At 57.4% G+C, this 25,808-nt stretch carries 22 protein-coding genes and 1 tRNA gene; 1 reads left to right on the top strand and 22 read right to left on the bottom strand.

Going from position 1 to position 25,808, the window contains the following annotated elements:
* Positions 1 to 13: 13 nt before the first annotated feature.
* The 15 genes from HMPREF9623_RS06360 to HMPREF9623_RS06290 form a co-directional block, all read right to left on the bottom strand.
* A complete protein-coding gene (locus HMPREF9623_RS06360) occupies positions 14 to 1,132 on the bottom strand; it encodes an S-layer homology domain-containing protein (RefSeq protein ID WP_009533070.1) in 1,119 nt (372 codons plus the stop codon).
* Positions 1,133 to 1,372: 240 nt separating this feature from the next.
* Entirely contained in the window at positions 1,373 to 2,125 is a 753-nt protein-coding gene (tpiA, locus tag HMPREF9623_RS06355) for a triose-phosphate isomerase (protein WP_009533069.1), read from the bottom strand.
* Between the two features lie 11 nt (positions 2,126 to 2,136).
* Positions 2,137 to 3,354, bottom strand: a complete 1,218-nt coding sequence (locus HMPREF9623_RS06350; RefSeq protein WP_009533068.1) for a phosphoglycerate kinase — start codon at positions 3,352 to 3,354, stop codon at positions 2,137 to 2,139.
* Between the two features lie 82 nt (positions 3,355 to 3,436).
* Positions 3,437 to 4,462 carry a type I glyceraldehyde-3-phosphate dehydrogenase gene (gene gap, locus HMPREF9623_RS06345; protein ID WP_009533067.1) on the bottom strand — a complete coding sequence of 342 codons (1,026 nt, stop codon included), beginning with the start codon at positions 4,460 to 4,462 and terminating at the stop codon, positions 3,437 to 3,439.
* Between the two features lie 99 nt (positions 4,463 to 4,561).
* Positions 4,562 to 6,769: a zinc-ribbon domain-containing protein gene (locus HMPREF9623_RS10900; protein WP_009533066.1), complete on the bottom strand. Its 2,208-nt coding sequence runs from the start codon at positions 6,767 to 6,769 to the stop codon at positions 4,562 to 4,564.
* Positions 6,770 to 6,789: 20 nt separating this feature from the next.
* A complete protein-coding gene (locus HMPREF9623_RS06335; RefSeq protein ID WP_009533065.1) occupies positions 6,790 to 8,604 on the bottom strand; it encodes a zinc ribbon domain-containing protein in 1,815 nt (604 codons plus the stop codon).
* A gap of 255 nt (positions 8,605 to 8,859) precedes the next feature.
* The gene (locus HMPREF9623_RS06330; protein WP_009533064.1) at positions 8,860 to 10,875 is read right to left on the bottom strand and encodes a zinc ribbon domain-containing protein; all 2,016 of its coding nucleotides are present in this window, start codon (positions 10,873 to 10,875) and stop codon (positions 8,860 to 8,862) included.
* Positions 10,876 to 11,071: 196 nt separating this feature from the next.
* Positions 11,072 to 12,736, bottom strand: coding sequence for a Na/Pi cotransporter family protein (locus tag HMPREF9623_RS06325; RefSeq protein WP_009533063.1), 1,665 nt, complete (start codon positions 12,734 to 12,736; stop codon positions 11,072 to 11,074).
* A 99-nt stretch (positions 12,737 to 12,835) separates the two neighbouring features.
* Positions 12,836 to 13,348 (bottom strand): NUDIX hydrolase, encoded by a 513-nt coding sequence (locus HMPREF9623_RS06320; protein ID WP_009533062.1) that lies wholly within the window; start codon positions 13,346 to 13,348, stop codon positions 12,836 to 12,838.
* A 39-nt stretch (positions 13,349 to 13,387) separates the two neighbouring features.
* A complete protein-coding gene (locus HMPREF9623_RS06315) occupies positions 13,388 to 14,173 on the bottom strand; it encodes an ABC transporter ATP-binding protein (protein ID WP_009533061.1) in 786 nt (261 codons plus the stop codon).
* A complete protein-coding gene (locus HMPREF9623_RS06310; RefSeq protein WP_040799851.1) occupies positions 14,170 to 15,165 on the bottom strand; it encodes a FecCD family ABC transporter permease in 996 nt (331 codons plus the stop codon). The genes HMPREF9623_RS06315 and HMPREF9623_RS06310 overlap by 4 nt, the downstream gene beginning before the upstream one ends.
* Positions 15,162 to 16,340, bottom strand: coding sequence for an ABC transporter substrate-binding protein (locus tag HMPREF9623_RS06305; protein ID WP_009533059.1), 1,179 nt, complete (start codon positions 16,338 to 16,340; stop codon positions 15,162 to 15,164). The genes HMPREF9623_RS06310 and HMPREF9623_RS06305 overlap by 4 nt, the downstream gene beginning before the upstream one ends.
* On the bottom strand, positions 16,337 to 17,500 hold the full coding sequence (locus HMPREF9623_RS10895; protein WP_009533058.1) for a nitrogenase component 1: 1,164 nt from the start codon (positions 17,498 to 17,500) through the stop codon (positions 16,337 to 16,339). Before HMPREF9623_RS10895 ends, HMPREF9623_RS06305 begins: the two co-directional genes overlap by 4 nt.
* Entirely contained in the window at positions 17,497 to 18,738 is a 1,242-nt protein-coding gene (locus HMPREF9623_RS06295; protein WP_009533057.1) for a nitrogenase component 1, read from the bottom strand. The genes HMPREF9623_RS10895 and HMPREF9623_RS06295 overlap by 4 nt, the downstream gene beginning before the upstream one ends.
* Entirely contained in the window at positions 18,735 to 19,499 is a 765-nt protein-coding gene (locus tag HMPREF9623_RS06290; protein ID WP_009533056.1) for a nucleotide-binding protein, read from the bottom strand. Before HMPREF9623_RS06290 ends, HMPREF9623_RS06295 begins: the two co-directional genes overlap by 4 nt.
* Before the next feature lie 135 nt (positions 19,500 to 19,634).
* Here HMPREF9623_RS06290 and HMPREF9623_RS06285 point away from each other — a divergent pair, with 135 nt between their 5' ends.
* Positions 19,635 to 20,285 carry a Crp/Fnr family transcriptional regulator gene (locus HMPREF9623_RS06285; RefSeq protein ID WP_009533055.1) on the top strand — a complete coding sequence of 217 codons (651 nt, stop codon included), beginning with the start codon at positions 19,635 to 19,637 and terminating at the stop codon, positions 20,283 to 20,285.
* Between the two features lie 32 nt (positions 20,286 to 20,317).
* Here the strand turns inward: HMPREF9623_RS06285 and HMPREF9623_RS06280 are convergent, their stop codons facing one another.
* The 7 genes from HMPREF9623_RS06280 to metA all read right to left on the bottom strand — a co-directional run bounded on the left by HMPREF9623_RS06280 (position 20,318) and on the right by metA (position 25,784).
* Positions 20,318 to 20,734 (bottom strand): hypothetical protein, encoded by a 417-nt coding sequence (locus tag HMPREF9623_RS06280; protein WP_009533054.1) that lies wholly within the window; start codon positions 20,732 to 20,734, stop codon positions 20,318 to 20,320.
* 183 nt (positions 20,735 to 20,917) lie between these two features.
* A tRNA-Ser gene (locus HMPREF9623_RS06275) sits at positions 20,918 to 21,005 on the bottom strand.
* A 58-nt stretch (positions 21,006 to 21,063) separates the two neighbouring features.
* Positions 21,064 to 21,531, bottom strand: a complete 468-nt coding sequence (locus tag HMPREF9623_RS06270; RefSeq protein WP_009533053.1) for a hypothetical protein — start codon at positions 21,529 to 21,531, stop codon at positions 21,064 to 21,066.
* Positions 21,521 to 22,606: a tRNA 2-thiouridine(34) synthase MnmA gene (gene mnmA, locus HMPREF9623_RS06265; RefSeq protein ID WP_009533052.1), complete on the bottom strand. Its 1,086-nt coding sequence runs from the start codon at positions 22,604 to 22,606 to the stop codon at positions 21,521 to 21,523. Before mnmA ends, HMPREF9623_RS06270 begins: the two co-directional genes overlap by 11 nt.
* A 19-nt stretch (positions 22,607 to 22,625) precedes the next feature.
* On the bottom strand, positions 22,626 to 23,711 hold the full coding sequence (locus tag HMPREF9623_RS06260) for a DUF1189 family protein (protein ID WP_009533051.1): 1,086 nt from the start codon (positions 23,709 to 23,711) through the stop codon (positions 22,626 to 22,628).
* Positions 23,704 to 24,864: a cysteine desulfurase family protein gene (locus HMPREF9623_RS06255; protein ID WP_009533050.1), complete on the bottom strand. Its 1,161-nt coding sequence runs from the start codon at positions 24,862 to 24,864 to the stop codon at positions 23,704 to 23,706. Before HMPREF9623_RS06255 ends, HMPREF9623_RS06260 begins: the two co-directional genes overlap by 8 nt.
* On the bottom strand, positions 24,861 to 25,784 hold the full coding sequence (gene metA / locus HMPREF9623_RS06250; protein ID WP_009533049.1) for a homoserine O-acetyltransferase MetA: 924 nt from the start codon (positions 25,782 to 25,784) through the stop codon (positions 24,861 to 24,863). The genes HMPREF9623_RS06255 and metA overlap by 4 nt, the downstream gene beginning before the upstream one ends.
* Positions 25,785 to 25,808: the final 24 nt, after the last annotated feature.

The raw sequence follows: 25,808 nt of genomic DNA, 5'->3' as shown, positions 1-25,808 counted from the left end.
GCCCCCTTCTCCCTTACGGCTCCACATAGTCTACAACGCTGAACTTCTGGCTTCCCTCCTCGCCATCGGCTGCAGTGCCGTTCGAAGAGACCTGATAAATCAGAACAACATGATCGCCGACCTTCACGCTGCCGTAGACCGAAAAGACAAACTGCATTTCGGTCGAATTCAGCTGGTAAACATTGCCATCGTCCAGCTTGACAGCACTCGGTGTGAGCGTATTGGTATTCTGATAATAAATTGCCTCTACAACGCCGCGCGCCACGCGCTTGTCGGCGTCGGAGTCGGTGTCCGCATTGTACGCCCAGACTGTCTTGGTCTTTGAACTGTAATAAATGACCACATACTGTGCTGCTGCCGCGTAGAGCGCCTCTTTCTGCACTTCCTTGCCGTTCATAAAAATGGTCGCATCATCCAGGCGGAACGGAATGATGTTGTCAACCTGGGTGCGGCTCTCCGCGACTTTCGGCCCCCGCGTCGTATTGTCAGCCATCTTGAGCGCATTCACTTCGCCCTTTGCATCTACCTCTGCATCCAGAACAGTCGCATAAACCGTGCCGCTCTTTTGTTTTGCCTTCATAAGATTATAAAAGAGATTTACGCAGTCTGCTTTTGTGAGTTCCGTCTGCGGGTCGCTGTAGCCGATATTTTCATTCAGATCCGAGCTCGCATACTGCGCCATGCGCTTGTTGAACTGATCGCCCGCAAAGTCATCTGCTGTATAGCCAAGCAGTGAGAGCACGCCCTTTACCGCCTCATTCAGACGAATCGGCTCTGCCGGCTTAAACTTTCCGCCGAGATAGCCGGTCATCCAGCCCTGCTCCGCCGCAAGACGGATGGAGGCCGCATTCTCGTCGCCCGACTTCACATCCGCAAAAACCGAAACATTGCTGGTCTTCGTGAGAACGCTCCGATAGGCGGAAGCGCGAACCAACATCTGCGCAAACTGCGCGCGCGTCACCTTCTCCGCCATGCCCCCAGTTGTCGGCATAATGCCGGAGAGCGCAATGACCTGACGCCGATAGGCAAAATTAGTACTGGTATTCGCATAGACACTGAGCGGAGCAGCCACTGTGCCCACCACGGCAGCTGCGCTCAGGAAATATGCAAGCGGTCTGGTTCCACGCATCATAGTAACACCTCGCTTTTCCTGTTGATGATTGTTCAGAATGGGTTCATTTTACCATAGATGGCAGATACACTCAAAAAAAGTAGCTGAACTTTCCGTGAACTTTTTCTGTCAGTTTCCACAGCTGCTTTGCCAGAGGCTCTGTGTTCCAGTGAACCAATAGCATAATACACCGCAACTCTATTTCTGTCAATCAGTCTCAAAAAACGGCGCAGCCTCAGCTGCGCCGTTTCTCAAAGTATCTCAGAGAGCTTTGTAATTCACAATATGCCCGAATTCCGGCTTCAAAGAGGCGCCGCCGATCAGGCCGCCGTCGATGTCCGGCTCCGCGAGCAGCTCCTTGCAGTTCTTCTCGTTCATCGAGCCGCCGTACTGAATGCGGATTTCCTCGGCAATCGCCTCGCCGTAGAGCTCCTTCACGGTCTCGCGGATGCCGCGGCACACTTCCTCGGCCTGTGCGACGGTTGCGGTCTTGCCGGTGCCGATTGCCCAGATCGGCTCATAGGCAATCGTGACCTTCGCCGCATCCGAAGCGCTGACGCCCTGAAATGCGAGCTTTAACTGCATCCGAATAAAGTCCATCGTGACGCCCGCCTCGCGCTGCGCAAGACTCTCGCCGCAGCAGAGAATCGGCTTAAACTGGTGCTCGAGGAGCTTTAAGAGCTTCTTGTTGATGATCTCATCGGTCTCATGGAAATACTCTCTCCGCTCGGAGTGTCCGATGATCACATACTCGACGCCCGCATCTTTTAACATCGCCGGGGAAGTCTCACCGGTGAAGGCGCCCTTCTCCTCGAAGTAGACATTCTCCGCGCCGAGATGCACGGCCGTGCCCGCAATCACTTCCTTGACCGGGAAGATGTCGATAAATGGCACGCAATAGACCACGTCGACCTCCGGGTTCTTGACGAGCGGCGCCAGGGTGGTCGCCAGTGCCTTCGCCTCGGTCGGCGTCATGTTCATCTTCCAGTTTCCCGCAATAATCTTTCTTCTCATCTCTCGCTCCTTCAGTCCTTGTTATCCGCCGCCGCGACACCCGGGAGCTCCTTGCCCTCGAGGAACTCGAGTGAAGCGCCGCCGCCGGTCGAGATGTGCGTCATGCGATCCGCGAAGCCGAGGCGCTTCACCGCGTTCACAGAGTCACCGCCGCCGACCACGGTCGTCGCGTCTTTGAGCTCTGCGACCGCCTTGCAGATTGCCAGGGTACCAGCCGCAAACGCCTCAAACTCAAAGACACCCATCGGGCCGTTCCAGACCACGGTCTTTGCCCCCTGCAGTGCCTCTGTGAAGCGCTGAATGCTCTTCGGTCCGATGTCGAGGCCCATGTAGCCCTCCGGAATCTCATCCACCACCTTGTGCGGTGCATCGGCCGCAAACTTCTCCGCCGCGACATGGTCCACCGGAAGCAGGAGCTTAACACCCTTCTCCTCCGCCTTCTTCAGCATGTCAAGGCAGTAAGAGAGCTTATCCTCCTCGCAGAGCGAGTTGCCGATGCTCTGTCCCTCTGCCTTTAAGAAGGTGTAAGCCATTCCGCCGCCGATGATCAGCGTATCCACCTTGTCGAGCAGATTGTTGATGACATTCAGCTTATCCGAGACCTTTGCGCCGCCGAGAATTGCGACAAACGGGCGCACCGGGTTCTCGACCGCCTGACCGAGGAAACGAATCTCCTTCTCCATGAGGTAGCCGACCACATTCTCCTTGCAGTACTTCGTGACACCGACATTCGAGCAGTGCGCGCGGTGCGCGGTGCCGAACGCGTCATCGACAAAAATGCCGTCGTCGCAGAGTGCCGCGAGCTCTTCCGCATACTTCTCGGCTGCCTCATCCTTGCCGTACTTGGTCTCCTCGCCGCGGTAGCGCGTGTTCTCGAGGAGCAGCACTTCGCCGTCCTTTAAGTCCGCAGCCGCTTTCCGGGTCTCTTCGCCGGTCACCTGCGGGTCCGAGATAAACTTGACCGGGACACCGAGGCGCTCCGAAAGTGCCGGTGCGACCGGGGAAAGGCTCATCTCCGGCAGCGGCTCGCCCTTCGGCTTGCCGAGGTGGGAGCAGAGAATCACCTTTGCGCCCTGATCGAGGAGCTTCTTGATAGTCGGCAGCGCGCCGTCGATGCGGTTATAGTTCTGAATCACGCCGTCCTTCAGCGGAACGTTGAAGTCGCAGCGCACCAGTACCTTTTTGCCCTTTAAGTCTTTGAGATCGTCTACGGTCTTCTTGTTTAACATGCTTGTCCTCCGTCTTTGTCATAAAAAAGCGGGCCCGGTCCAAAGACCGGACCCGCGAGAGTCGCCTTGCAAAAGCAGATGCTTACAGCTCTGCGAAATACTTGATCGTGCGAACCATCTGGCTCGTGTAGGAGTTCTCGTTGTCATACCAGGAGACAACCTGCACCTGATAGCAACCGTCCGCGATCTTGCTGACCATGGTCTGGGTTGCATCGAAGAGGGAGCCGTAGCGCATGCCGATGACATCGGAGGAGACAATCTCATCCGTGTTGTAGCCGAAGGACTCGTTTGCCGCTGCCTTCATCGCTGCGTTGATCTCTTCCTTCGTGACCTCATCCTTCGCGACAACCGCGACCAGGATGGTCGTGGAACCGGTCGTGACCGGGACACGCTGTGCGGAACCAATGAGCTTGCCGTTCAGCTCCGGAATGACCAGGCCGATTGCCTTTGCCGCACCGGTGGAGTTCGGGACAATGTTCGCTGCGCCTGCTCTCGATCTTCTGAGATCACCCTTTCTCTGCGGGCCATCGAGAATCATCTGATCGCCGGTGTAAGCGTGAATCGTGCTCATAATGCCGGACTGAATCGGCGCGTAGTCGTTCAGTGCCTTTGCCATCGGTGCGAGGCAGTTCGTCGTGCAGGAAGCTGCGGAAATAATCTTGTCTTCCTTGGTCAGCGTCTTCTCGTTGACGTTGAACACGATGGTCGGCAGATCGTTGCCCGCCGGTGCGGAGATAACAACCTTCTTTGCGCCTGCCTCGAGGTGAGCCGAAGCCTTCTCCTTCGAGGTGTAGAAACCGGTGCACTCAAGGACAACATCGACATCCAGAGCCTTCCACGGAAGGTTCTTTGCGTCTGCCTCCTTGTAAATCGTAATCTTCTTGCCGTCGACGGTGATGGAATCCTCACCTGCCTCGACCGTGTGCTTGCCCTCGCCGATCTTGCCGAGGAAGCTTCCCTGCGAAGTGTCGTACTTCAGAAGGTGTGCGAGCATCTCCGGCTTCGTGAGGTCGTTGATTGCAACGACTTCATAGCCCTCGGTCTCAAACATCTGACGGAACGCAAGACGTCCGATGCGTCCAAATCCGTTAATCGCAACTTTAACCATGGCTTTTATCCTCCTGTATCTGCTGCGGAAATGAATTATCTTTCCATTTCATTCTAACCGTGTGCCTGCAAAAATGCAAGGAAGGAAATCCCGCTTTCTTTAACCGTGCATCCACCAATCCTGGCTGCTCACATAGTTGTAGTAGCGCTGAATCGGCGTGATTCTGCCGTTCCGAATTTCAAAGATTTCCCAGACTACGCCCGGCCGGTTGGTCGGCACATGGTAGGTCGCCGCGAGGCCCTGGTCTGTATAGACCTGCACGGTCGCGCCCGAGTTTGAGAGCTCGTAGCTCTGCGTATTTTCCCGCACACCGTTCGTGAAGTCAAAGACGCAGTACTTGTAGTAATCCTCGGCGGAGAACTGCTTGATGGTCACGGTCTCCGGCCCGTAGGAACTCGTGTCGTCGACATCGAGATCGTTGCCGAAGCTGTCCTCCTTGCTGCCGAACCAGACATGCGAGGTCTCGGTGCCGCGCTGCGTAAAGAGGTGAGAGTCTAAATCCGCGGGCACCGCGCCCCAGGTCAGGACAATCGACACCTGTCCCGAACCGACCGTCGGCGCCGCAAAGAACTCCCGCTCGGTCTCGCCGTTTTGCCGCGCGACCAGCGTGTCGTAGACCGTCTCGTAGCCGCTCGCAATCAGCTCGACCGTGTAGACGCCCGGCTTCAGCTGTACATCCGCCTCGCCGGACTCATCGGCCTTTGCGGTCGCGACAATGGTGCCCGTGCGGTTATTGATGCCTTCGCGCAGATTGATCGCCGAGGCGATGACGGTCTGCATACCGCTCCGGCTCTCGTTATAGTGGAGCGCATCGCCGAGTTTCAGGCGGTAGTCGATCGCCGCGCCGCCACGCTCAAAGAGGTATACCGGCGTCTGGTAGGCGACCAGCTGATCGCTCTCGACGCCGATGCCGTAAATTTCGCAGGCCTGATAGGGCTGCTTTGCAATCTGCAGCATGTACTGTCTCGCCTCGCTCGGCACATAAATCTGGTACTTGCCGTCCGCATCGGTCTGACTCTCGTAGAGCAGCTTGCCGTCCTCGTTCCGGTAGAGCCGGACCGCCGCTGCCGCTATGCCGTTGCCCTGCTCGTCGTAGGCATAGCCGCTGATGCTCGTCAGATTCTGCGCGTTCATCACGGTCTCATAGGTGTTGTACGCGGCATTCAGCATGATGGATTCCCGCTCGTCAAAGGCGCGCCGCATATCGGCGCTCTCGTTCTGATAGAGGAAAATCGTGTTGGCGGGCCAGGACTTCCGAAGCCGCTCTGCCTCCGTCGCATTGGCCGCGCAGTTCCACTTGAAGCCGCCGTCCCGGACTTCTCGCCAGGTAAGCAGCGTGTCGCTGCCGAAGAGGAAGCGCTGTCCCGGCTTCTCCGGCACCGCATAGCCCGCGACATAGTTGTCAATGTCGTACTGATAGACAAAGCGCGGCATGCGGTTCGCGTCGTAGTAGTACTCCGTGACCTGCAGGCTTCCGCTGACCAGGTATTCGATTGCGACAATCTTGTTCGCGACGCCGTCGTTCGGGTTGATGTAGATGACATAGTCAATCCGGTTTCCGGTCGCCGCGTTGATGAGCTGCTTTTGCTCGAGGCGGCAGAGGTTCTTGTTCACATAGCCCGGGCGGTTTTCATAGCCCTCGAGCGTGTAAAAGACATCCGAATTCCAGCTCTCGCCCGGATTTCTGGTGCCGACCGCGTGGTTGACTGCCGACAGGTCAATGCGCTGGGCGGCCGCCGCCATGCTGTTTAATTCCGCGATTTTTCGCTGCAGGGTGCCGAGCTCGGTATTCTCGGCCGCAAGCACCAGCTTCTCCTCGCGCTTTGTGCCCTCGCTCCCGCTCTCCGCACTGCTCTCCGCGCTCTCACTGTCTGCGCCGCTCTCGCTGCTTTCTGTCCCGGCCGCCTTGCCGCGCTCCTGTGTGTCCCGCTTCGCAAACGGGTCGTTTTGCTTGATTGAACCGCCGCCGGAACCGAATCCCGAGCCGATTCGAATGCCGAGAACCACGCCGAGCCCGGCGAGCAGCAGAAAGAGGGGAATCAGAAGAAGCCCCTTTTTCGACTTCCCGCCCTCTGTCTTCTTTTCTTCCGGCGGCGTTGACGCGGACGGCTTGGGCTGTTCCGCCCTTTTTTGTTCCGTCTTTTTGGGTTCCGTCTCTTTCCGCTCTGTCAGTTTCTTCTCCGCGCCTTCCGCCGCCGCTTCGGTCTTGGTCTCCTCTGTTTTTTCGGACGACTCGACTTTCCTGCCGCAGCTCGTACAAAATTTTGCCCCCGGCTTTAACTTGCTCCCGCAATACCTGCAATACATCTCTTTTCCCCCGCTTTTCTTCAGAGTGCGCCGATAAACTTCGAAATTCCCTGCTGCGGTGTCATGCCGTCCAGCAGTTCATCGTCTATGTTCTCTTCCTCCCCGGTCGGCAGCGCCGCGGTTCCGGTCTTCGTGGCCTTCAGGGTAAAACTGCCGAGCTCGTTCTTCAGCTCATAGAGCGAGTTTGCGCCCTCGTTTCGCACCTCGAATTTGATGCCGTCTCCGTCCTCGTCGCCGCCCGGCAGCAGGCGGTATTTCCCGCAGGGCAAACCGAGCACACTCTTTTTCTTAAAGTCCACATTGCTGTACTTGAGCGCAAAGCTCTCGGTGTAAAACCACCAGCTGAAGCGGCAGGCAACGGTGCCGTAATAGCCGCTCTTCTCGAGATCCCGCTTTTCCGTGAGCACCGAGTCAAACACTTTGACGCCGCGGTACAGCTTGCCCTTGTCCGTATCCCGCTCATAGCAGAAGATCTGCGTGTCACCGCCGTCCAGCTGCAGGAGAATCGCCCGAACTTCACTCCCCTCCGTCACGAGTTTCCAAGTGAACTTGCGGTCTTCCAGGCGGTTCGCGTAGGTCTCCGCATTGTCCCGGAGCCGGTCTGCGAGATCTTCAAACCTGACACTCCGTCCCGGGTGCTGTCCGCTCGCCTTCGCAAACTGCTCGCCGATTTCCTGCCGTCTGTCATACCAGGCAGCGAGCGCCCTGTCCTTCTCCATTTCATCCGCAATGTTCCGGAACAGCCGCTCGAGCTCTTCGGCATTCGGCTCCCAGCTGTAAATCGTATAGTCCTTCTCAAGCGAATGCTTTAACTCGGGCTTTAAGACGCGCGAGCGGTAACTCCGTTTCTCGGTCTTCAGATTGTTGCGGTTGATGGCCGCCGCCACAATTTTTCCGTAGCGCTTCACCGTCGCGGCGCGGAGCTCCTTTGGAAACTGTAAGTCCGCAAACATAGAGGTGCTGAGCCGCGACTCGCTGCCGAGCTCCTGTAATACCTCCGGATACCGCGTCACATAGACCTTGTCGCTCTTTTTCGGAAGGCGGAAACCGAGGCGATCCGGATCGATGAAGAAGTCCGCCTGCAGCACCGGGTCATTCCCGCGCCCGAGCTCCAGATTTAATACAGCCTTTTCAAATTTCTTGCCGATAAAAATGCGCGCCTCGCTGCCGTCCCGCAAGATGCGTTCGTACGGCCCCGAAAAGAGCCCGCGCCGCGTGAGCGCTGTCACCTGTCTGTCCGAGAGCTCTGTCGTGAGCTGAAAATCGCTCGAGAAACCGTTCTCAAAGACTTGCTCCGCGCTGTTTAGTACCGCAGCCTCCTTGGAAAGCGCCCGGAACTGTCCGGCGAGAAAGCGCTTCCCGGGCGATCCGAGGTTTTTCGACACAGTGCGCGCGCCGAAACCGATTGCCAGTCCCAGCACGGCGAGGGCGATGAGCGCGGCGGAACCTATTTTTTTCTTCTTACCCGCACTGTCTTCCTCCGCCGCAGCCTCCGCGCCCGAAGTCTTGTCTTCCGCGGTAGGTTCCGCCGTTCCCTTATGTCCCGCCGTTTCCTTGTGCTCCGCCGCATTCTTTTTCTCCGCGGCAGCCTCCTCCTGGGCCGGCTCTTTCGGCGCTGTCGCCTCTGTCACGACAGGCTCTGTCACCTCTTCATGTTCCGCTTCTTTCGTTTCTGCCGCCGCTTCCGCTGCTTCTTCCGCGGCTCCTCCGGGCAGCTCTTCCGTAGCCTTGGTCACTACCGCCTCCGGCTTCTCTTCCTCGAGTCTCGCGCCGCAGTTCGCGCAAAAGAGCTCGCCTTCCCCCGTTTCGCTGCCGCAATGCTTGCATTTGCCCATGGTCACTTCCCCCTTTTTCAATCCGAAACCGCGTGTTCCCCCGTTGCGTGCAAAAAGGCGCCTGTATCCAAACGACACAGACGCCTTGCGCAAAATCTCTGGCAATGTTGTCAGGACTTTCCTTTTTATCTTAACATTTGTTGTGCTAAACTTCAATCTTTCCGGCTCTTTCGAGCCTTTCCCCTCTGATATTCCGACAAATTTTGCCATCCCTCCGGAAAAGTTTGCCCGCTTGCTTCGTGTTTCCTTTTCCGCTCAGAGTTTCTCGATGATGTCCGAAAACTTCTCCTGCGGCAGACTCTTGCCGCTGCCCGACAACTCATCGCTGATATCCACTTCCCGGCCCGTCGGCTTCTCGGCGCTACCCTTCCGTGTCGCCGTCAGCGTGAACTTGTCGTAGCCGTCGTCAAGCTCGTAGACGGAGCGCCCCCACTTCTCCTTGACCTCAAAGGTATACTTCCGGTCCGGCCGGTCCGCGTCAAAGTAGGTGTAGCGATAACTGCCGTTCGGCAGTCCGAGCACCGAGGGCTTTCCGTCAAGCGGCACCTTACTGTAGTACAGCCGGAAGCCCCAGAGCCAGGCGTCGCCGAACATCGCGAGGCGCCCGATGACCCGCCCCTCATAGCTGTTCTCTTTTTTGCTGCGCTCTTCGGCGAAGGTACCGAGAAACACCTCGCCGCCGACGCCGTGGTAGAGCGTATCGCCGACCTGATCCCGCTCATAGCAAAAGAGCGGTCTCTCGCCGTTGTCGACCACGCGTATGGCCGCGACTTCCTTCCCCTGCATCACAAGTTTCCAGCGCAAGTTCCGCTGTTCCAGTGTCTCCGCCCAATCCGCAGCGTGCTTCTCGACATAGTCGGCGACATCCGAAAAGTGGGCCGCCCTGCCCCGTCCCATACCGAGTGCCGTGGCAAGCTCCTCGCCCGCCTCCTGCCGCCTGTTATACCAGTCGGCAAAGTCCTTATCCTCCCGCATCTCGGCCGCGAGACTCCGGAAAAGTGTCTCCAGCGTCTCCCGATCGGGATTCCAGGTGTAGACCGTATACTCCCCCTTCATCTCGTGGTCCAGCTGGCGCTTCAGGACGTGGGAGGTATACGCCCGCTTTTTGACCTTGATCTCCTTCGGTTTAAAGGCTGCCGCGAGCACGCGCCCGTAACGCGCCGCGGACGCAGAGAGCAGCGCCTTCGACGGTACCAGCGCAGCGAGCTCCGCCGTGCTGAAGCGCGCCCCGCCGCTGTACTGCCTAAGTACTTCCGGGTAATTCAGGACAAAGACCTGCTTGCCGACCTGCGGAATCCGGTAGCCGAACTTCTCGCTGTCCAGAAAGCAGTCAAAATTGAGTTTCGCGCTATCGTCGGTGCCAAACTCCAGATTCAGCACGGCGGTCTCCAGATGTCTTCCGAGGTCCACCTTGGCCTGAATGCCGCGCTGCAGAGCCTTTGCAACGAGCATATAGTTCTCATTGCCGCTCCGCGAAAGGGCGAGCAGTCTGCTGCGCGACATCTGCATGCTGAGCACAAAGTCGCTCGAGAAACCGTTCTCAAAGACCGCGCCGAGGCCTTCGAACGGCGCGGCCTCCTGCCGCAGCGCCTCCGCCTGCACGCGGACAAAGCGTTCCCCCGTCATGGCCGTCATGCGGTGCAGTAGCACGGTCGCGCCGACCGCCGCAACCGCGACCGCCGCAGCGGCGAAGAGAGCCGCCCGCAGACGGCGCGGTTTCCGCTTCGCGGTCTCACCGGACGCTTCCTGTCCCGCCGCTGCAGTCTTTTCGGTACCTGTCACAGCATTCTCTCCGGCAACTGTCGCCACAGGTTCTCCTACAGCCTCTGCCGCAGGTGCGGGTAACGCCGAATCCCCTTCGGCAGTCGTCGTCACAGGTTCTCCACTAGTCTCTGCCGAAGGTCTGGGTACGGCCGGATGCATAGCTTCACCGGACGCTTCCTGTCCCGCCGCCGTGCTCTCTTCGGTACCTGTCACAGCATTCTCTCCGGCAATTGTCGCGGCAGTCTCTTCGGTAGCCCCTTCGACAGTTGCGGTCAGCGCCGGACTTCTGTCCTCACCGTGCGCTTCCTGTCCCGCCGCCGTGCTCTCTTCGGTACCCGTCACAGCATTCTCTTCGGCAACCGTCGCGACACTCTTTTCGGCAACCTCTCCGCTCTCCTCCGCCGTCACTTCCGCTTCCGCCGCTTCCGCTTCCTGCGGCGCACCGCAGTTGCCGCAAAAACGCATGCCTTCTTTCACCTCACTGCCACAATGCTTGCACTGTCCCATCCTGCGCCTCCTTATTTTCGCGCTGCACGCATGTTCTACCTGTCTCCGGCAATTATGTGACGCAAAAAGCGCCTGTGTCCGAATGACACAGGCGCCACTTTCAAAAGCTCCGGCAATTCTGTCAGGACTCTGTTGTTATCCTAACATTTGTTTTGTTAATTTTCAATAGTTTAAGAAGTCCGGGCTTTTGTTAAATTTAAATTTCATTCATGATGTACTCCGCCATGTTTTGTGCATGATCGGAGATACGCTCCAGATTGTCGATGATCTCGATGAAGACCAGACCCGCCTCCGGCTTGCACTCGCCCCGCGAGAGCCGGTCCATGTGGCGCTCCTTCTGCTCATCGCGCAGCGAGTCCACGAGATCCTCGCAGGCGCTCACCTTTCTCGCGCTGGTCACACTCCGCTCTTCCCGCGCCTTGACCGCATAGCGGAAGGCTTCCTGCACGGCGTCCGTCATATCGCGGAGATCCTTCTTGCCGGTCTCCGAGAGCGTGAGCTGGCGCGTCATCAGGAGCTGCACTTCCTTGGCGACGTTTTCCGCGTGATCGCCCGAGCGCTCCAGATCCGTCAGCGTGTTGAAGAGATCCGCGACAACCAGGCGCTGGTGGTCGTTGACCGGCAGCGTGTTCGCCTTGATTAGATACTCCGAGAGCTCGCGGTTCATCGCATTGATTTTCTTCTCGGTCTCGAAAATTTCGGCGATGACCGCCTCATCCTGCGTAAAGCAGACCTCGCAGGCCCGCTCCACATTGCGGAGCGTGAGCTTACCCATGGACGCGACCGCATTCGAGAGCGCCGCGACCGCAATCGCCGGCTGCTCAAAGATACGCGGATCCAGACAGGTCACAAACTCTTCTTCCTTCTTCTCGCCCGTGAGCAATGCCTGCTTCTCCGGCACCAGCATGCCCGAGAGCTTGACCAGCTGCTCACCGAACGGGAACAGCAGGACGGTCATGGTCAGCTTAAAGCCCGTGTGGAACATGGAAATCTGTACGGGGCTGATGTGATAGTGCGCGAGTGTCGGCTTCAGCGCGAAGAGCAGAATGCTGATGACCGTGAAGAGCAGCGCGCCTATCATGTTGAACGAGAGGTGAATCACCGCCGCGCGCCGCGCATCGCGCGAACCGCCGATCGACGAGAGCATGGCGGTCACGCAGGATCCGATGTTCTCACCGAGGGTGATGAAAATCGCGGCATTCGTCATAATCAGGCCGTTGCCGGCGAGCATCTGCAAAATACCGACCGAAACCGAAGAACTCTGTAAGAGCGCCGTGACAACCGCACCGGCGAGAATGCCGAGAAACGGATTCGAGCCGAGCGTCGTGAACACCGTCGCAAAAATCGGCGCGTCGGTGTAAGGCGCGACCGACTCCGACATGAACTTGAGACCCTGGAACAGAAGACCGAAACCGATGATAATCTCCGCGCGGTTCTTCTTGGTGTCGGACTTCGAGAACATGATGATGCACGCGCCGATGCCGATTAAGACCGGTGCGTAGAACTCCGGGTTCAGGAACTTCATCGAGTCGCCGATCTGGCTCAGCGAGACAATCCACGCGGTCACCGTGGTACCGATGTTTGCGCCCATGATGACGCCGACCGCCTGGCTCAGTGTCATGAGACCGGCGCTCACGAAACCGACGACCATGACTGTGGTCGCGCCCGAACTCTGGATGATACCGGTGATCAGGGTTCCGACCAGCACGGCCTTCAGCCGGTTCGAAGTCAGCATCCCCAGAAAGTCCTTCATCTTACTGCCGACAGACTTTTGTGTTCCTTCCGCCATGACATGCATGCCGTAGAGAAACATACCCAGTCCTCCGATAAAGAGAAACAGATTTGTGATATTGTCGAGCATAGCCCCCCCGCGGGTCAAACGCCCCGCCCAGTTTTGCCGGTTACGGGCTCAGTGTAGCATAGCTCTGTTTTGCTGTGCAAGTTCGCAAAAGAACGTTTTTTACACTGGTATTTCCCCGGCTTCTGTCTCTTTTTGCCGAGTTCGGAGGGGCAGCGGACTGCCGTTTAACTTTGCCGCCGTCAGGGCATCGCCCTCATAGCACAGTTTCAGCGAAAAGAACGGGATATTCCGCTGTAACAGGGGCAGGAAAATGCGGTCGCCCTCCCAGAGCGGCAGCTTTAAGACCTCCTCCTTCGGAACCCAGGAAGAAATGCCCTCCTCCGTATCGTGGTATTCCCCCGTGAAGCCGTCCGCCAAAAAGAGGTGCATGTGTTCCGCCTCATAGCGGTCGGAAACAAAGGTCACGATACCCGCATAGCGGTAATGCGTGAGGGTGTAGCCGGTCTCCTCAAATACCTCGCGCGCCGCGCACTCCTCCGGGCTCTCCCCTTCCAAAAACTTGCCGCCGACACCGACATACTTGCCCTCGTTGATATCGTTCTTCTTGGTCACACGGTGTAGCATGAGCCACTTCCCGTCGCTCTCCAGATAGCATAGACTTGTGCTGTACATGCTTGTCTCCTCCGACTGTTTGCCTTTTATTATAACGGCTCAGAGAACAAAGGGGATGACGGTGCGGTAGTTTTTTTGACCGAGCTGCAGCTCGGCAATTTGCACGGGGAGGCTGTAGAGCTTTTGCAACTTTTCCTCGGTGAGCAGCTCCGCCGCGAGCCCGCTCTCACTGCAACGCCCCGGATACAGCAAGAGAACGCGGTCGGCCAGTTGCAGCGCATGTTCCGGGAAGTGGGTGTTGATGAAAAACGCCAACCCTTCCTGCTCTTTCAGTTCCTGCACGGTCTTCAAAATGCGATACTGATTTTTAAAGTCCAAATTGGCCTCAGGCTCATCGAGTACCATGAGTTCCGGTTCTGCCGCCAAAGCGCGCGCAATCAGTGCCATCTGCAATTCACCGCCGCTGATACGCGAGCAAAGTTTTCCCGCGATATTCGTGATTCCGATTTTTTCAAGACAATTGCGCGCAATGTGCTTATCGTGCTCGCGCGGTTGGGAAAAAAGCCCCACATGTACCGCTCGCCCCAGTAGGACAAGTTCTTCCACGGTATAGGCAAAGCTGTAACGCCTCGCCTGCGGAACATAGGCAATCCTTCGAAACAGTTCTCGCGCCGAAAACTCTCCCACCGGCTTTCCGTCCAGAAAACTACCCCCGCGTTGAAAGGGTGCAAATCCCAGTGCAGCTCGGAGAAGACTGGTTTTACCTGCGCCGTTCGGGCCGAGCACTGTGAGTATTTCACCCTTTGAGAGCGATAGGTTGATGTGTTCAAAAAGGGGCTTATCCGCCCCGTAGGCAAAGCAGGCATCTCGAAGTTCAAATTTCATTCCTGAATTCCTCCGGTTTTTCGGAGCAACACAATAAACACCGGTGCACCGATTGCCGCCGTGAGTACCGAAAGCGGCAATTCCGACGCGCTCACACTCCGCGCAAGCGTGTCGATGCAGAGCAAGAAAAGAGCACCCAGAATTGCAGAGCTCGGCAATACCAGGCGATTGTCGTTTCCGAAGAGCATTCTCGCTCCGTGCGGCGCGAGCAAGCCCACCCAACCGACTTTCCCCGCAAGAGACACAACCGAAGCAGTAATCAACGCCGAGAATAGAATTATCACCGCGCGGAGCCGCTGTACTTTCAGTCCCAGTGCTCTGGCCTCATCCTCGCTGAGCGAAAGCGCATTGAAACGCCAGCGCAGGGCAAGCAAGACCGCAATCCCGAGAAGAATCGGGATACTGCCGAGCAGCACGGCGCGCAGTCCCACTCCCGAAAAGCTTCCCATCAACCAAAAGGTAATTTGCGGCAGTACATCCTGCGGATCGGCCGTATATTTCATAAGCGAGACCATGGCTTCGCAAAGTGCCCCGATGACGATGCCGGAGAGCACCAACATCATCGCCGAACTCTGTCCCCTAATTTGACTTAAGCGGCACACCAGTCCGATTGCCAGTACCCCAAAGACAAAGGCGAGTGCCTGTATCCCTGCCCCGTTTAGGCGAAGCAAAATGCCAAGGGTGGCACCGAGAGACGCTCCGGTTGCCGCGCCGAGTGTATCCGGGGTTGCCAACGGATTTGAGAACATACTTTGAAAGGCCGCTCCCGCGACCGATAGTCCCGCTCCGGCGAGTGCCGCGAGCAAAGCCCGCGGCAGACGCACCTGCATTACGACCGCATACAGTCTGCTATCCGCAGGCTCCCGCCCGAGCAGCACGCGGGCGCACTCCGAGAGTTTTAACGGATAGCGCCCGATACACAATGCGACAATAAAAGCCAACAACAGCGCCGTAAGAGAGAGCAGGAGCCACAAGCCGACTCTCCGTCTCATTTCTTGACCATCCCCTCCGCAGCCTGTTTCGACGGGTTGTACATCTTCTTAAGCATCTCATCCGTAAGCTCTACATTGTAGTACTGTGCGAAATACTCACGCGTAATCCGATCGATGTCCAAATCCGCAAATTTTTCAGGATAAACTGTCTTCGCAAGCCACTGCAACGTGACCGGCGTATCTGCACCCGGCGTAAAGGTACGGTAAATTCCGAGCGGCATCTTGTAGACTTCATGGTTCTGCACAGCCTTTACCTTAGACCAATCATCCGAGCCGATACGGTTCTCATAGAGATCTTCCGGCTGTGTACCGGTGAAGTTCGTAATCAGAATCAAATCCGGATTCCACTGATACACCTGCTCCATATTGATCTGCACCGTTTTACCGTCCGGAATCTCTGCCGCCACATTGATTGCACCGACGGCATCCGTCCAGTACTGTCCGAAGAAGTTCTTACCGGAGGCCACCATGCCGGAGTCGTCATAGCGGAACAAAACCAGTACCCGCTTTTTCTCTTCTTCCTTAAGGCTTCCGACCCTCTCTTGCACCAGCTCATAGGCCTTTCGACTGTAAGCTTCAATTTGAGCGGCTTTTTCACTGCCGCCGAATATCTGATCCAACAGGGAAATCCATTGTTCGTAAGTTGCAATCACATCAAAATTATACTTGGACGGAATTACACAGATGGCCGGGATACCCGCATTCCGCAGCGCCTCCGCGTTATCTTTCGTGACGCCGATTACAATATCGGGATTCAGCTTCATAACTTCTTCGACATTGAGCTCGTTCCCCTTTGCAAAGCCGGTCTCCGCCTTCAGAATCTCCGGGTAGATGTCCCCCAACAAACCGTTCTGCGCCGCACTCATGGACACCGGATGAATGCCGACAATCTTATCCGCCGAGCCGAGATACACACTGAGCACCGAGGCCATCGGGTAGACATCTCCGACTACGATACGGTCAATCTTCTCCGGAATTTCCGTAACCGCTCCGCTGTCATCCGTAACTGTACGGCGCGCTGTCTTAACAAGCTCGGTCTCAGAAACGGCAACCGTCGTACTCTCCGTTCCGCTCGCAGCGTTCCCCGATGTTTCCGACGCCTGTTGTTTTCCGCAAGCGACTGCCAGTGCCGCCGTGCAGATCAATGCAAGCAAATACAATGGACGCTTTTTCATCTTTCTTCCTCCGATTCTATTCTGTACTTCCACGCTTCTTCATCCAGTAAATTCCATCTCTCTTTTTCACACACACGACTTGATACCGCATGCTGCGGCAGAGAGAGCTCCGCAATTCCTTTCTTGGATCTGAGAGCGAGCAACAGCGGATCCGCAGCGATGCCATCGAACCCTTCCTCATTGATTCGCTCGGCGATACGCTCTTCCTTCACACAAACTTCCACTCCCAAGTCCTCGGCCTCCTGTCCCGGAAACACCGTTTTACAGTGTACTTCCTTGCCTCGGCTTCTGAGATAGTTTCGTAGTGAATGAGCAATTAATGCGTCGTGAAAGAGTAACCACGATGCCTTTGTTTGATGCTTCTCTTCCCCGCCCGCTTCCGGCGCAAAAACGCGAGACACGCCGCTCTCTTCAGTCGCAAAAAGCATTTCAAAATAGGACTTCCATGCTTCCTCTCCGATCGGAAAACCTGCGAGATACGGCGTTCCGAAAATTTTTTCTGCCTCCTTTGCAACACGAAATCCCGCTGTAGTAAGCGCAAGGTTCACCGTCGCACTGCCGAAATGCCGTATGTTATCAAGCCCTGTAGACCGCACTCGATATCCCGCCGAACGGAGCCGCGCCGCAAAGTAAGCTTCCTCCGTCTCCGTAAGATCCAGGGGGGAGAGACCGCAAAGATTGAGCGTGCGCGCTTCACGTGACTGCTTTCCTTGCGCAAAACGCGCAAACAGCGTATGCCAAGCTTCCGCAATCCCGTCCTGATAGGAACCCTCCATACCCGCGGTCGGAAAACCAAAGGCCGGAATTCCGAGCTCCGCCTCCAACTCTCGCGCGACGCCTCGAAAATCAAAGCCGATAACATTGGGCACCGGGCTCCCGACAATCGCAATAAAGGCCGGTTTCAACTCATGTGCAGCTGCGCATATCTTCCTGATCAGCTTCTCATCATCCCCAAGTGCGGCATCTGTTTTTCTAAGCCCCGTGCAGTAGACCGAAGAACAGCTTCCGTACCAACGCGGCTCATCAAAGAGCGCGTAGTTTCCCGTGCAACCGGAGGCGTCGTGGATACAAATCATACCGCCGAGCGGGAAGAGCGCCGAGCACACGCCGGAATAATCTGCCGCAAAAGGCGGTAGGTACATGGCAAGACGACTTCTCATACGATTCCTCCGTAGGCCTCTATGCTTGTGCGGAGATCTGCTTCTTCCGCCGCACTCTCTCGTAAGCTGCGCATCAGCCGTATGAGGCCGTCATAACCGTACATGCCTTCATCGGACGCGAGATCTAACAGGTGGCGACTACCCGCATAGTAGGCAACCTCACTGCCGATTGCGAGCGTATCGCTCCTCTCCTGTTGCGCGTAATCCAGCGTTCTCTCAGGCGCCAATGCTTCACGAATCCTGAGGGAAGGTAAGCTCTCCGAGAGTCTTGTTTTCGCCTCACGCTCTATGGGCAACAGCTTACTGAGAGAGACCTCCCGCACACAGAATCCGTAAGCATGTAGAGTTTCCGCCAGTGCAAACGGACGCCGCACCGCACTGTCGGAAATCAGCAGCGGAAGTTCGCCCAACGCCTCCCGGGTCTTTGCGATTTCCGCCTTTGCTTTTTCCTCCCAGTCTATAAGCTCTCCCGAAAAATCATGCCCGAGTGCCTGCCCAAGCGCTTCATAATTCTGTTTGATCTCCGAAAGCGAATAACTGACCGGTTGAAAGAGAGCCGGGATTCGGTTGCGCTCCGCAAGCCGCGACGCCCCCGGCTTTGCATAGGGCTCCGTGATAATTGCCGCTCGCACCGCGCCGAGTCGCTGAAAAGAGGCAAAATCTTCCATATCGGGAAGCTCAATCAGTTCTTCTCCGATGCGACTGAGCAATAGGCGTAGATCCGAGCTCTCCGGAAGTTTCACATTGTTTCCAAACAGCCCTACAGCTCTATGCTTTGTCTCGGCAATCGGAAGTAAACTCATCATGCTCTGATACGCCGTGACCAGCGGCGGCAACTTGGTGTCCGCGGCAATCGGATTCATATGGCAGGCTCGGAATATAATATCCGGATGCCGCTCCGATAGTTCCGCCAAGATAGCTTCTAAGTCTGTGCCGATGAAGTCGTCCAGACAGGAGACAAAGAGGAACAGGACCTTCAATCTCTCCTCCAGACGACAGAGATACTCCTCGGCACCCTCCAACAGAATATCGTCATAGCCTCTGATAATGTCCTCTCTCGTTAGGTAGAGATAGGCCATGCGGTTCTTGTAGCCGTGTTGGAATGCCCCCAGGGCACCGTGTCGAAAGCAGGCACTGGGGCAGCAGAACAGAAGCTGACTTTCCGGCACCAACTGTGTCATTCGTATGGGGCCCCAACCGCCGTGTGCCGGAGAACAGTAATGCAAACTCTCTTTCATACTTTCTCCTCTCCGTTCATTAAGCCTGCTACAAGCTCAGCCAACGCAAAGTAATCCGCCGCCACCTCACAGTCCGGAAAGGCTTCTATGACGGTACGTCCACTCTCCTCAGCTCGTTGAACATCATCGCTTCGGCGTATTGTTTGTAAAATATTGAGTCCGCTCTCCTCCGCAAATCGTTCCACCAGTGCCCTCTCATCCTTGACACGTCGCTCGTTCAAAATGAGACCGCGCACTCGCGCATAGCCGCGCTTTTCGAAATGTTTGACCGCGCGGTTGATGTTGTCGGCTGCAAAGAGTGCCATCATCTCGCCGGATGTCACAATCAGCACATGTTCGGCATAGCCGTCACGTATCGGCATTGCAAAACCACCGCAGACCACATCTCCCAGCACATCGTAGAGCACGATGTCCGGCCTATAAATTTCAAACGCTTCCAATTCCTCCAGCTTTTGAAAGGCCGAGATAATACCCAGACCTGCACAGCCCACACCGGGCATGGGCCCCCCTGACTCGACGCAGAGCACACCGCCATACCCCTCGTGCACCAAGTCTTTGAGCTCGATTTCATCTCCCGTCTCCCGCAGTGCTTCCAAAACCGAGCATATCTTTTTTCCACCCAATAGGTTCTTGGTCGAATCAGCCTTCGGATCACAACCGATCTGCATGACACGGTAACGCTTGCTGAGCGCCGCCGCCAAATTTGAGCAAGTGGTTGACTTTCCGATTCCTCCTTTTCCGTAGATTGCAACTTTTAACACAAAGTTCCCCTTTCCCTTGCTTTTTTGACCGCCTTACTCTACACTTCAGTTAGTTATTGTTTGCTAACTACTTTAGTTTACTTGAACTAACACCTTTTTGCAGTTGCACACGCAACAGTGCGGAAATGAGGCCCCATGCTAACTCCTGCTCACTTGCAACGCGCTTCTTGCTTTCAGCATTTTTCTGACGAGGACTGTGTCCGTTTCTTAGACGCCGTGCCACACAGTACGCGCTGTTTTGCCCCCGGGGAGACTGTTTTTCTCCCCGGAACGACCATTCGCCGCAGCGCATTGATACTCTCAGGCCACGTTCACATCTGCCATGCCGCCGGCGATACGGAAACCATTGCCGCCGTGTACGGTCCCGGCGAATTGATCGGTTGCTCCTTTGAGCTTTCCGGCACGGTCAATGACTGTTGCTGCATACGCGCTGCGGTCCAAAGTCAATTGCTTTTTTTCTCCATCCTTGACTTTATTCGCAACGGAACACAGCTCAACTTTTACTCCAGATTTATTGAGGACTTTCTTCGTTCTTACGCACAGGCCCCCATCTCATTGAACCGAACCATACAAGTGATGAGTGAAAAGACCCTGCGAGAAAAGCTTCTGCGCTTCTTCTCGGATTTGTCCCGTGACGCAGACTCCCGCCGATTTTATCTATCGCTAAATCAAGAGCAACTTGCCCAGCGCATCGGCTCGGAGCGCAGCTCTGTCTGCCGCGAGCTCGGAAAACTGCGCCAAGAAAGAATTCTGAAATTAGAAAACGGGTGGGTGGAACTTTTATAGTTCCACCCACCCGTTTTTCTTTTTGATTTACTTTACTGCACCCTGTCGCGGAATTCCCGCACCGCCGCCTCGCGGTAAATCTTCCGGCCGCGCTCGGAGAGCCGCACAAAGGTGATGTTGTCGCGGAGTTCCAGAACAATCGCGTCGAAGGCGTCCAAGTACTTATAGACCGCCTCGTTGTCCATGCGCACCTTGCCGTCCACATAGGCGCGCTCCAGACCGCTGTTCTCGTGCTGACGGATAAAGCGCCGCGAGACACGGTTTCGAAGCTCGTCAAAGAGCCAGTCGAGGGTTTTGACCGTCGGGGCAATGTAGCCGAGCAGATTGACCGCCTCAATCATGCGGAGCGGCGCTTCTTCCTCGTGCTCCCGCTTGTCCTCATCCATCCAGAAGAGCTTAATCGGCATCTCCCGCTCAAACATTGCGACAATCTCTGCGATATCTCCCATCTTCTCTCCTCTGCGCTTCGCGCACCGGTATCGTTTGACTGGTATCGCTGTCATTGTAACACGCCGCCCCCGGCTTTCCAAGGGACGAGACAGAGACACGCCCGCGGAAGAAACCGGGCACAGCTTGTCCGGAACGACAAAAAAGAGCTGTAGAGAACTTCTTCTCTACAGCTCTTTACTTCGCGGAGAGCATGGGATTCGAACCCACGCACCGGTCACCCGGCCTAACGCATTTCGAGTGCGCCCCCTTGAACCGCTTGGGTAACTCTCCGAATACCCAAAAAGTATAGCAGAGCTTTCCGGCTTTGTCACGCAAAATTTTGCAATTCTCAGTGCGGTGCGACGCCGACCTCCGCGCTCTCATATTCGGTCTGTACCTCGGTGCCCGGGGCGCTGTGGTCTGCCGTCTCAAAGTCCTCCGCCGCGCCGTAGACGATTTTCCCGTTCCGGTCAAAGCGGAGCCAGCGCACATTGACCGCGGTGCAGCGCAGTGCGTCGCCCCGCTTTACCTTGCCCGCGACGGTTCCGTCCGTGCCGGGGCGGTCGCGGAGCTCGCTCTCCTCTGTCTTGCAGTAGACAATCTGATTGCTGTCGCTGAAGCGGTAGCCGTTTACAATGTCCTCCGGGCGCGCTTCTACGGTGCCCGTACCGTCCGCGCTCTCGCTGCCGCTGTGCAGTTCCATCACGGAAGAGCTCTCCGCAAGGCTTATGGTCACCTGCTTCTTTTTGCCGCAGGCCGTGCACATCGCGAGCGCAAGCGACAGCGCGAACACCGCCGCAATTCTTCTACTTCTCAATGGTCCCTCCTCCGAGCACGATGCCCGCCTCCGTATAGAGCACAACGGCCTGTCCCGGCGTCACGGCGCGCTGCGGGGTCGGAAACATGACCTGTATCTTCCCGTCCGGCAGCACGAGAACCTCGCAGTCCGCACCGCCGTGGTTATAGCGTATCTTCGCGCGGCAGCGAAGCTTTGTCCCGCTCTCCGGCGGCGAAACCGCCATCCAGTTCACATCGTCCGCGAGAAGCTTTGACGCAAAGACCTCCTCGCCCGTGCCGAGCACGACTTCATTGGTTTCGGGGCGAAGCGCGGTCACATAGCGGGGCTCCCCGAAGGCGATCCCGAGCCCCTTCCGCTGTCCGACCGTATAGTGGGTAATGCCTTTATGCCGCCCGAGCACCTGCCCCGCCGTGTCCACAAAATTGCCCGCCGCACTCGGCTCTCCCGTGCTCTCGTCGATAAAGCGCGCGTAGTCGCCGTCCGGCACGAAGCAGATTTCCTGGCTGTCGGGCTTCGCGGCGACCGGAAGCCCGGCTGCCGCCGCAATCGCGCGAACCTCCGGCTTCTCATACGCCCCGATCGGCATCAGGGTGTGCGAGAGTTGCCGTTGCGTCAGATTGTAGAGCGCATAGGTCTGATCCTTGGCGGCGGTCTTCGAGAGACCGAGCGCATAGCGCCCGTTCTCCAGGCAATGTACCTGCGCGTAGTGGCCGGTCGCGATATACTCCGCGCCGAGCAGGAGACTCCGCTCAAGCAGCGCCTCCCACTTCACAAAGCGGTTGCAGGCGATACAGGGATTCGGGGTGCGCCCCAGGCGGTACTCCCGCACAAAGTAATCGATGACATCGCGCTTGAATTCCGCGCGAAAGTTCATCACATAGTAGGGAATGTCCAGCACCTCGGCGACACGGCGCGCGTCCTCCACGGCGGAAATACCGCAACAACCGCCCTTTTTCTCGACCTCGCACTTTGTCTCGCTCTGCCAGATCTGCATGGTCACGCCGATCACCTCATAGCCCTGCTCTTTCAGGAGATAGGCCGCGACCGAGCTGTCCACGCCGCCGGACATCCCGACGACCACCTTCTTTCCCATCCTGTACTTCCTCTCTGTCTCAGAAACTCCAGCCGTCGCTCGGCGTGATGTCGTCTCGCGGCGGTGTTTCCGCCGTATTGTCCGCGGCTTTCTTCTCGCCCGCGCTCTCATCCGGCGCTGTATCTTTGTCTCCGCTGTCGTTTGCTTCCGTCTCTGCTTCCGTCGCAGTCTGTGCTTCTGTCTCGGTCTGCGCTTCGGTCTCACGCTCTGCGCCGGACGCTGCCTCGTCCTCGCCGCTCTGCTTCTCTTCCGGCGCGAGTTCCGGTGTGACCGCGCGAACACTTGTATCGCTCGTACGCGGCGCGCGGTCGTCTCCGGTGTTCCGCGCGTTTCCCGCAGCTCGCATGCACTGCGCGGCGCGCGCCACGATAAAGAGGTCCAGAACAACCGCCGGATACATGGTGAGATCCGTGTCAAAACCAAACAGCGCAAGCAGCGCGACAATGAGCGTGGACATGGTCCGCGCGTAGCCGGTCAGGCGGTAGGTGCTGCCGAAATCGGTATAGACGCCGACAAAGCGCAGAAGCAGCGCCGCGAGCACGGCTTCCACGAGATTCAGCAGGAAAAAGCCGATCAGGAAACCGGCGTAGATAATCACGCCCGCGATGATGAGCCCCCATTTGACATAGCCGGTGAGGGAGAGCAGCGTTTCTTTGCTGATACCGTCCCGAAAATCGTGAAACTGAATGGTCCGCAAGTCTGCGGCAATGCCGCCGCTGTCGTTTTTCATCACAAGCTGATCCGCATCGCCGAGAAGCACGACCGATTTCAGCGCCATCAGCGTGCGTGTCTCCTGCGCATTTAAATCAATCTTGTGGCTCGCATCCGTATTGATGTCCACATAGTAGTCCGCGCCCTCCCGATGATAGCCGCCGGGCACCGAGAGCTTGCCGCTTTGAATCGTGAATTCGGGGATATTGGCCTCAAAGAAATGACGCACGCCGCCTTGCCGCTGCCAGAACATGCCGAGCGGCAGCGCAAAGCCCGTGAGCCAGGTCAGCAGGCAGAGAAAGGCGCAGTAGGCGAAAAAGCGGCCCGTCCGCCGCCGCATGAGCTGCCGATAGTCTTTTAAGCGAAACAAAGCACTCCGAAAGTCTTTAAACATTTTGTTCCTCCTGTAAGCCTTTGACGCAGTTTGTGACGATCTGTGCGGCTTTCCGCACTTCCTCCTCCGTATTCTCCGCGCCGAAGCTGAAGCGAATCGAGGCGCGCGCCTCTTTTTCGCTTCGCCCCATCGCGAGGAGCACATGAGAGGGCTCGAGCGCACCGGAGGCGCAGGCCGCGCCCGCGCTCGCCGCAATGCCCGCCTGATCGAGGAGAATCAGCAGAAGTTCCGCCGAGACACCGGGAAAACAGAGATTTAGGTGTCCGGGAAGCCGCGCGGTCTCGCTGCCGTTTCGGTATACGGCGGGAAGCTCTTCCCGCAGCAGGCGGAAGAACAGCTCCGTGAGCACCCGCTTCTTTTCTCCGCTCTCCGCCATCTCCGCGAAGGCGACCTTCGCCGCCGCTGCCATCCCGACGATTCCGGCGACATTTTCGGTTCCGGCGCGCCGCCCTCTCTCCTGCGAGCCGCCGTGTAAAAGCGCGCCGACAGCAAGACCGCGGCGTATATAGAGAAAGCCGACGCCCTTCGGCCCGCCGAACTTGTGGGCACTCACCGAAAAGAGATCCGGCAGTTCTTCGCCGAGTAAGCTCTTAAGCGGTAACTGCCCGTAAACCTGCACGAGGTCGCTGTGCAGCGGAACATTCCGCTCCCTGCAGCGCGCGAGCAGTTCTCCGAGCGGTTGCAGCGCGCCGGTCTCGTTATTAGCCCCCATACAGGAGACGAGCGCCGGTCGCTTTGCCAACAGGGCGTCGAGCCCCGAAAGTGCTGCGACGCCGTCCCCGGTGACCGGGAGCAACGCATAGTCGAGAAGTCCGGTCTCTTTGCCGTAGCGCAGGGTCTCGAGCACCGCGTGGTGCTCAATCGCCGCGCTGACGAGAAAAGGCGCTTCGCCGCGCGCCCGTGCGGCTTCCGCCATCGAAAGCAGCGCCCAGTTATCCGCCTCCGTGCCGCCGGAGGTGAAGTAAAGCTCTTCCGGCAGGCAGCCGAGGGTCTCCGCGATCTCCCGTCTCGCCCGGCTGACCGCCTGCCGCGCCCTTCTGCCGCTCTCATAGAGCGCCGACGGGTTTCCGCACTGCGCCGTCAGGTACGGGAGCATGGCTTCGAGTGCCGAAGGGCAGAGCGACACAGTCGCCGCATGGTCCAGATAAATCACGGCTTCTCTCCCTCTTCGAGGAGATAGGGCGTGACCTGGTACACATAATAGTTCAGCCAGTTCGTGTAGAGCGTATTTGCCATGTTCCGCCAGGAGAGCAGGGGACGGCCGCTCGGGTCATCGTTCTCATAGTAGTGGAGCGGAATCTTCGGCTCCATGCCCCGCGCCTTGTCGCGCCGATACTCGCTGTCCAAGGTCATGCGGTCGTACTCCGGATGCCCCTGCACAAAAATCTGCCGTCCGGTCTCGTCCATGAGGAGAAGCACGCCCGCCTCGTCCGACTCCGCCAGAATCGTGAGCTCCGGGTGCTTTACAATGTCCTCGCGCCGCACCTCGGTCCAGCGGGAGTGCGGGCAGTCCATGTAGTCGTCCATGCTCCTGACCAGCGGCACCGAGTGGTGCAGCACCTTGTGGCAATAGACACCGGAGAGCTTCTCCTTTCGCGGGTACTTCTGAATCCCGTAGTGATAGTAGAGCCCCGCCTGCGCGCCCCAGCAGATATGGAAGGTCGAGGTCACATGGGTCTTTGACCACTCCATGATTCCGCAGAGTTCCTCCCAATAGCTCACTTCCTCGTAGGGCAGGTTCTCGACCGGCGCCCCCGTGATGATGAGGCCGTCGAAGTGACGGTGCTTGACCTCATCAAAGAAGACATAAAAATTCGAGATATGGCTCTTACTCGTGTGGGTCGCCTCGTGGGAACTGGTCATCAAAAAGGTGCAGTCCACCTGAAGCGGCGTATTTGAGAGCGCGCGGAGCAGCTGGAGTTCCGTGTCCTCTTTGAGCGGCATCAGGTTCAGAATCAGGATCTGCAGCGGGCGAATGTCCTGCGACACCGCGCGTTTTTCGTCCATCACGAAGATGTTCTCCTGTTCCAAAATTGCCTTTGCCGGCAAATCGTTCTGTATGCGTATGGGCATTGCCGCACCTCCTGTTCATTGCTT

Source organism: Stomatobaculum longum (assembly GCA_000242235.1).
Lineage (GTDB): Bacteria > Bacillota > Clostridia > Lachnospirales > Lachnospiraceae > Moryella > Moryella longum.
Note: the sequence above shows the minus strand (reverse complement) of the source record. Positions and strands in the feature narration are given on the sequence as shown.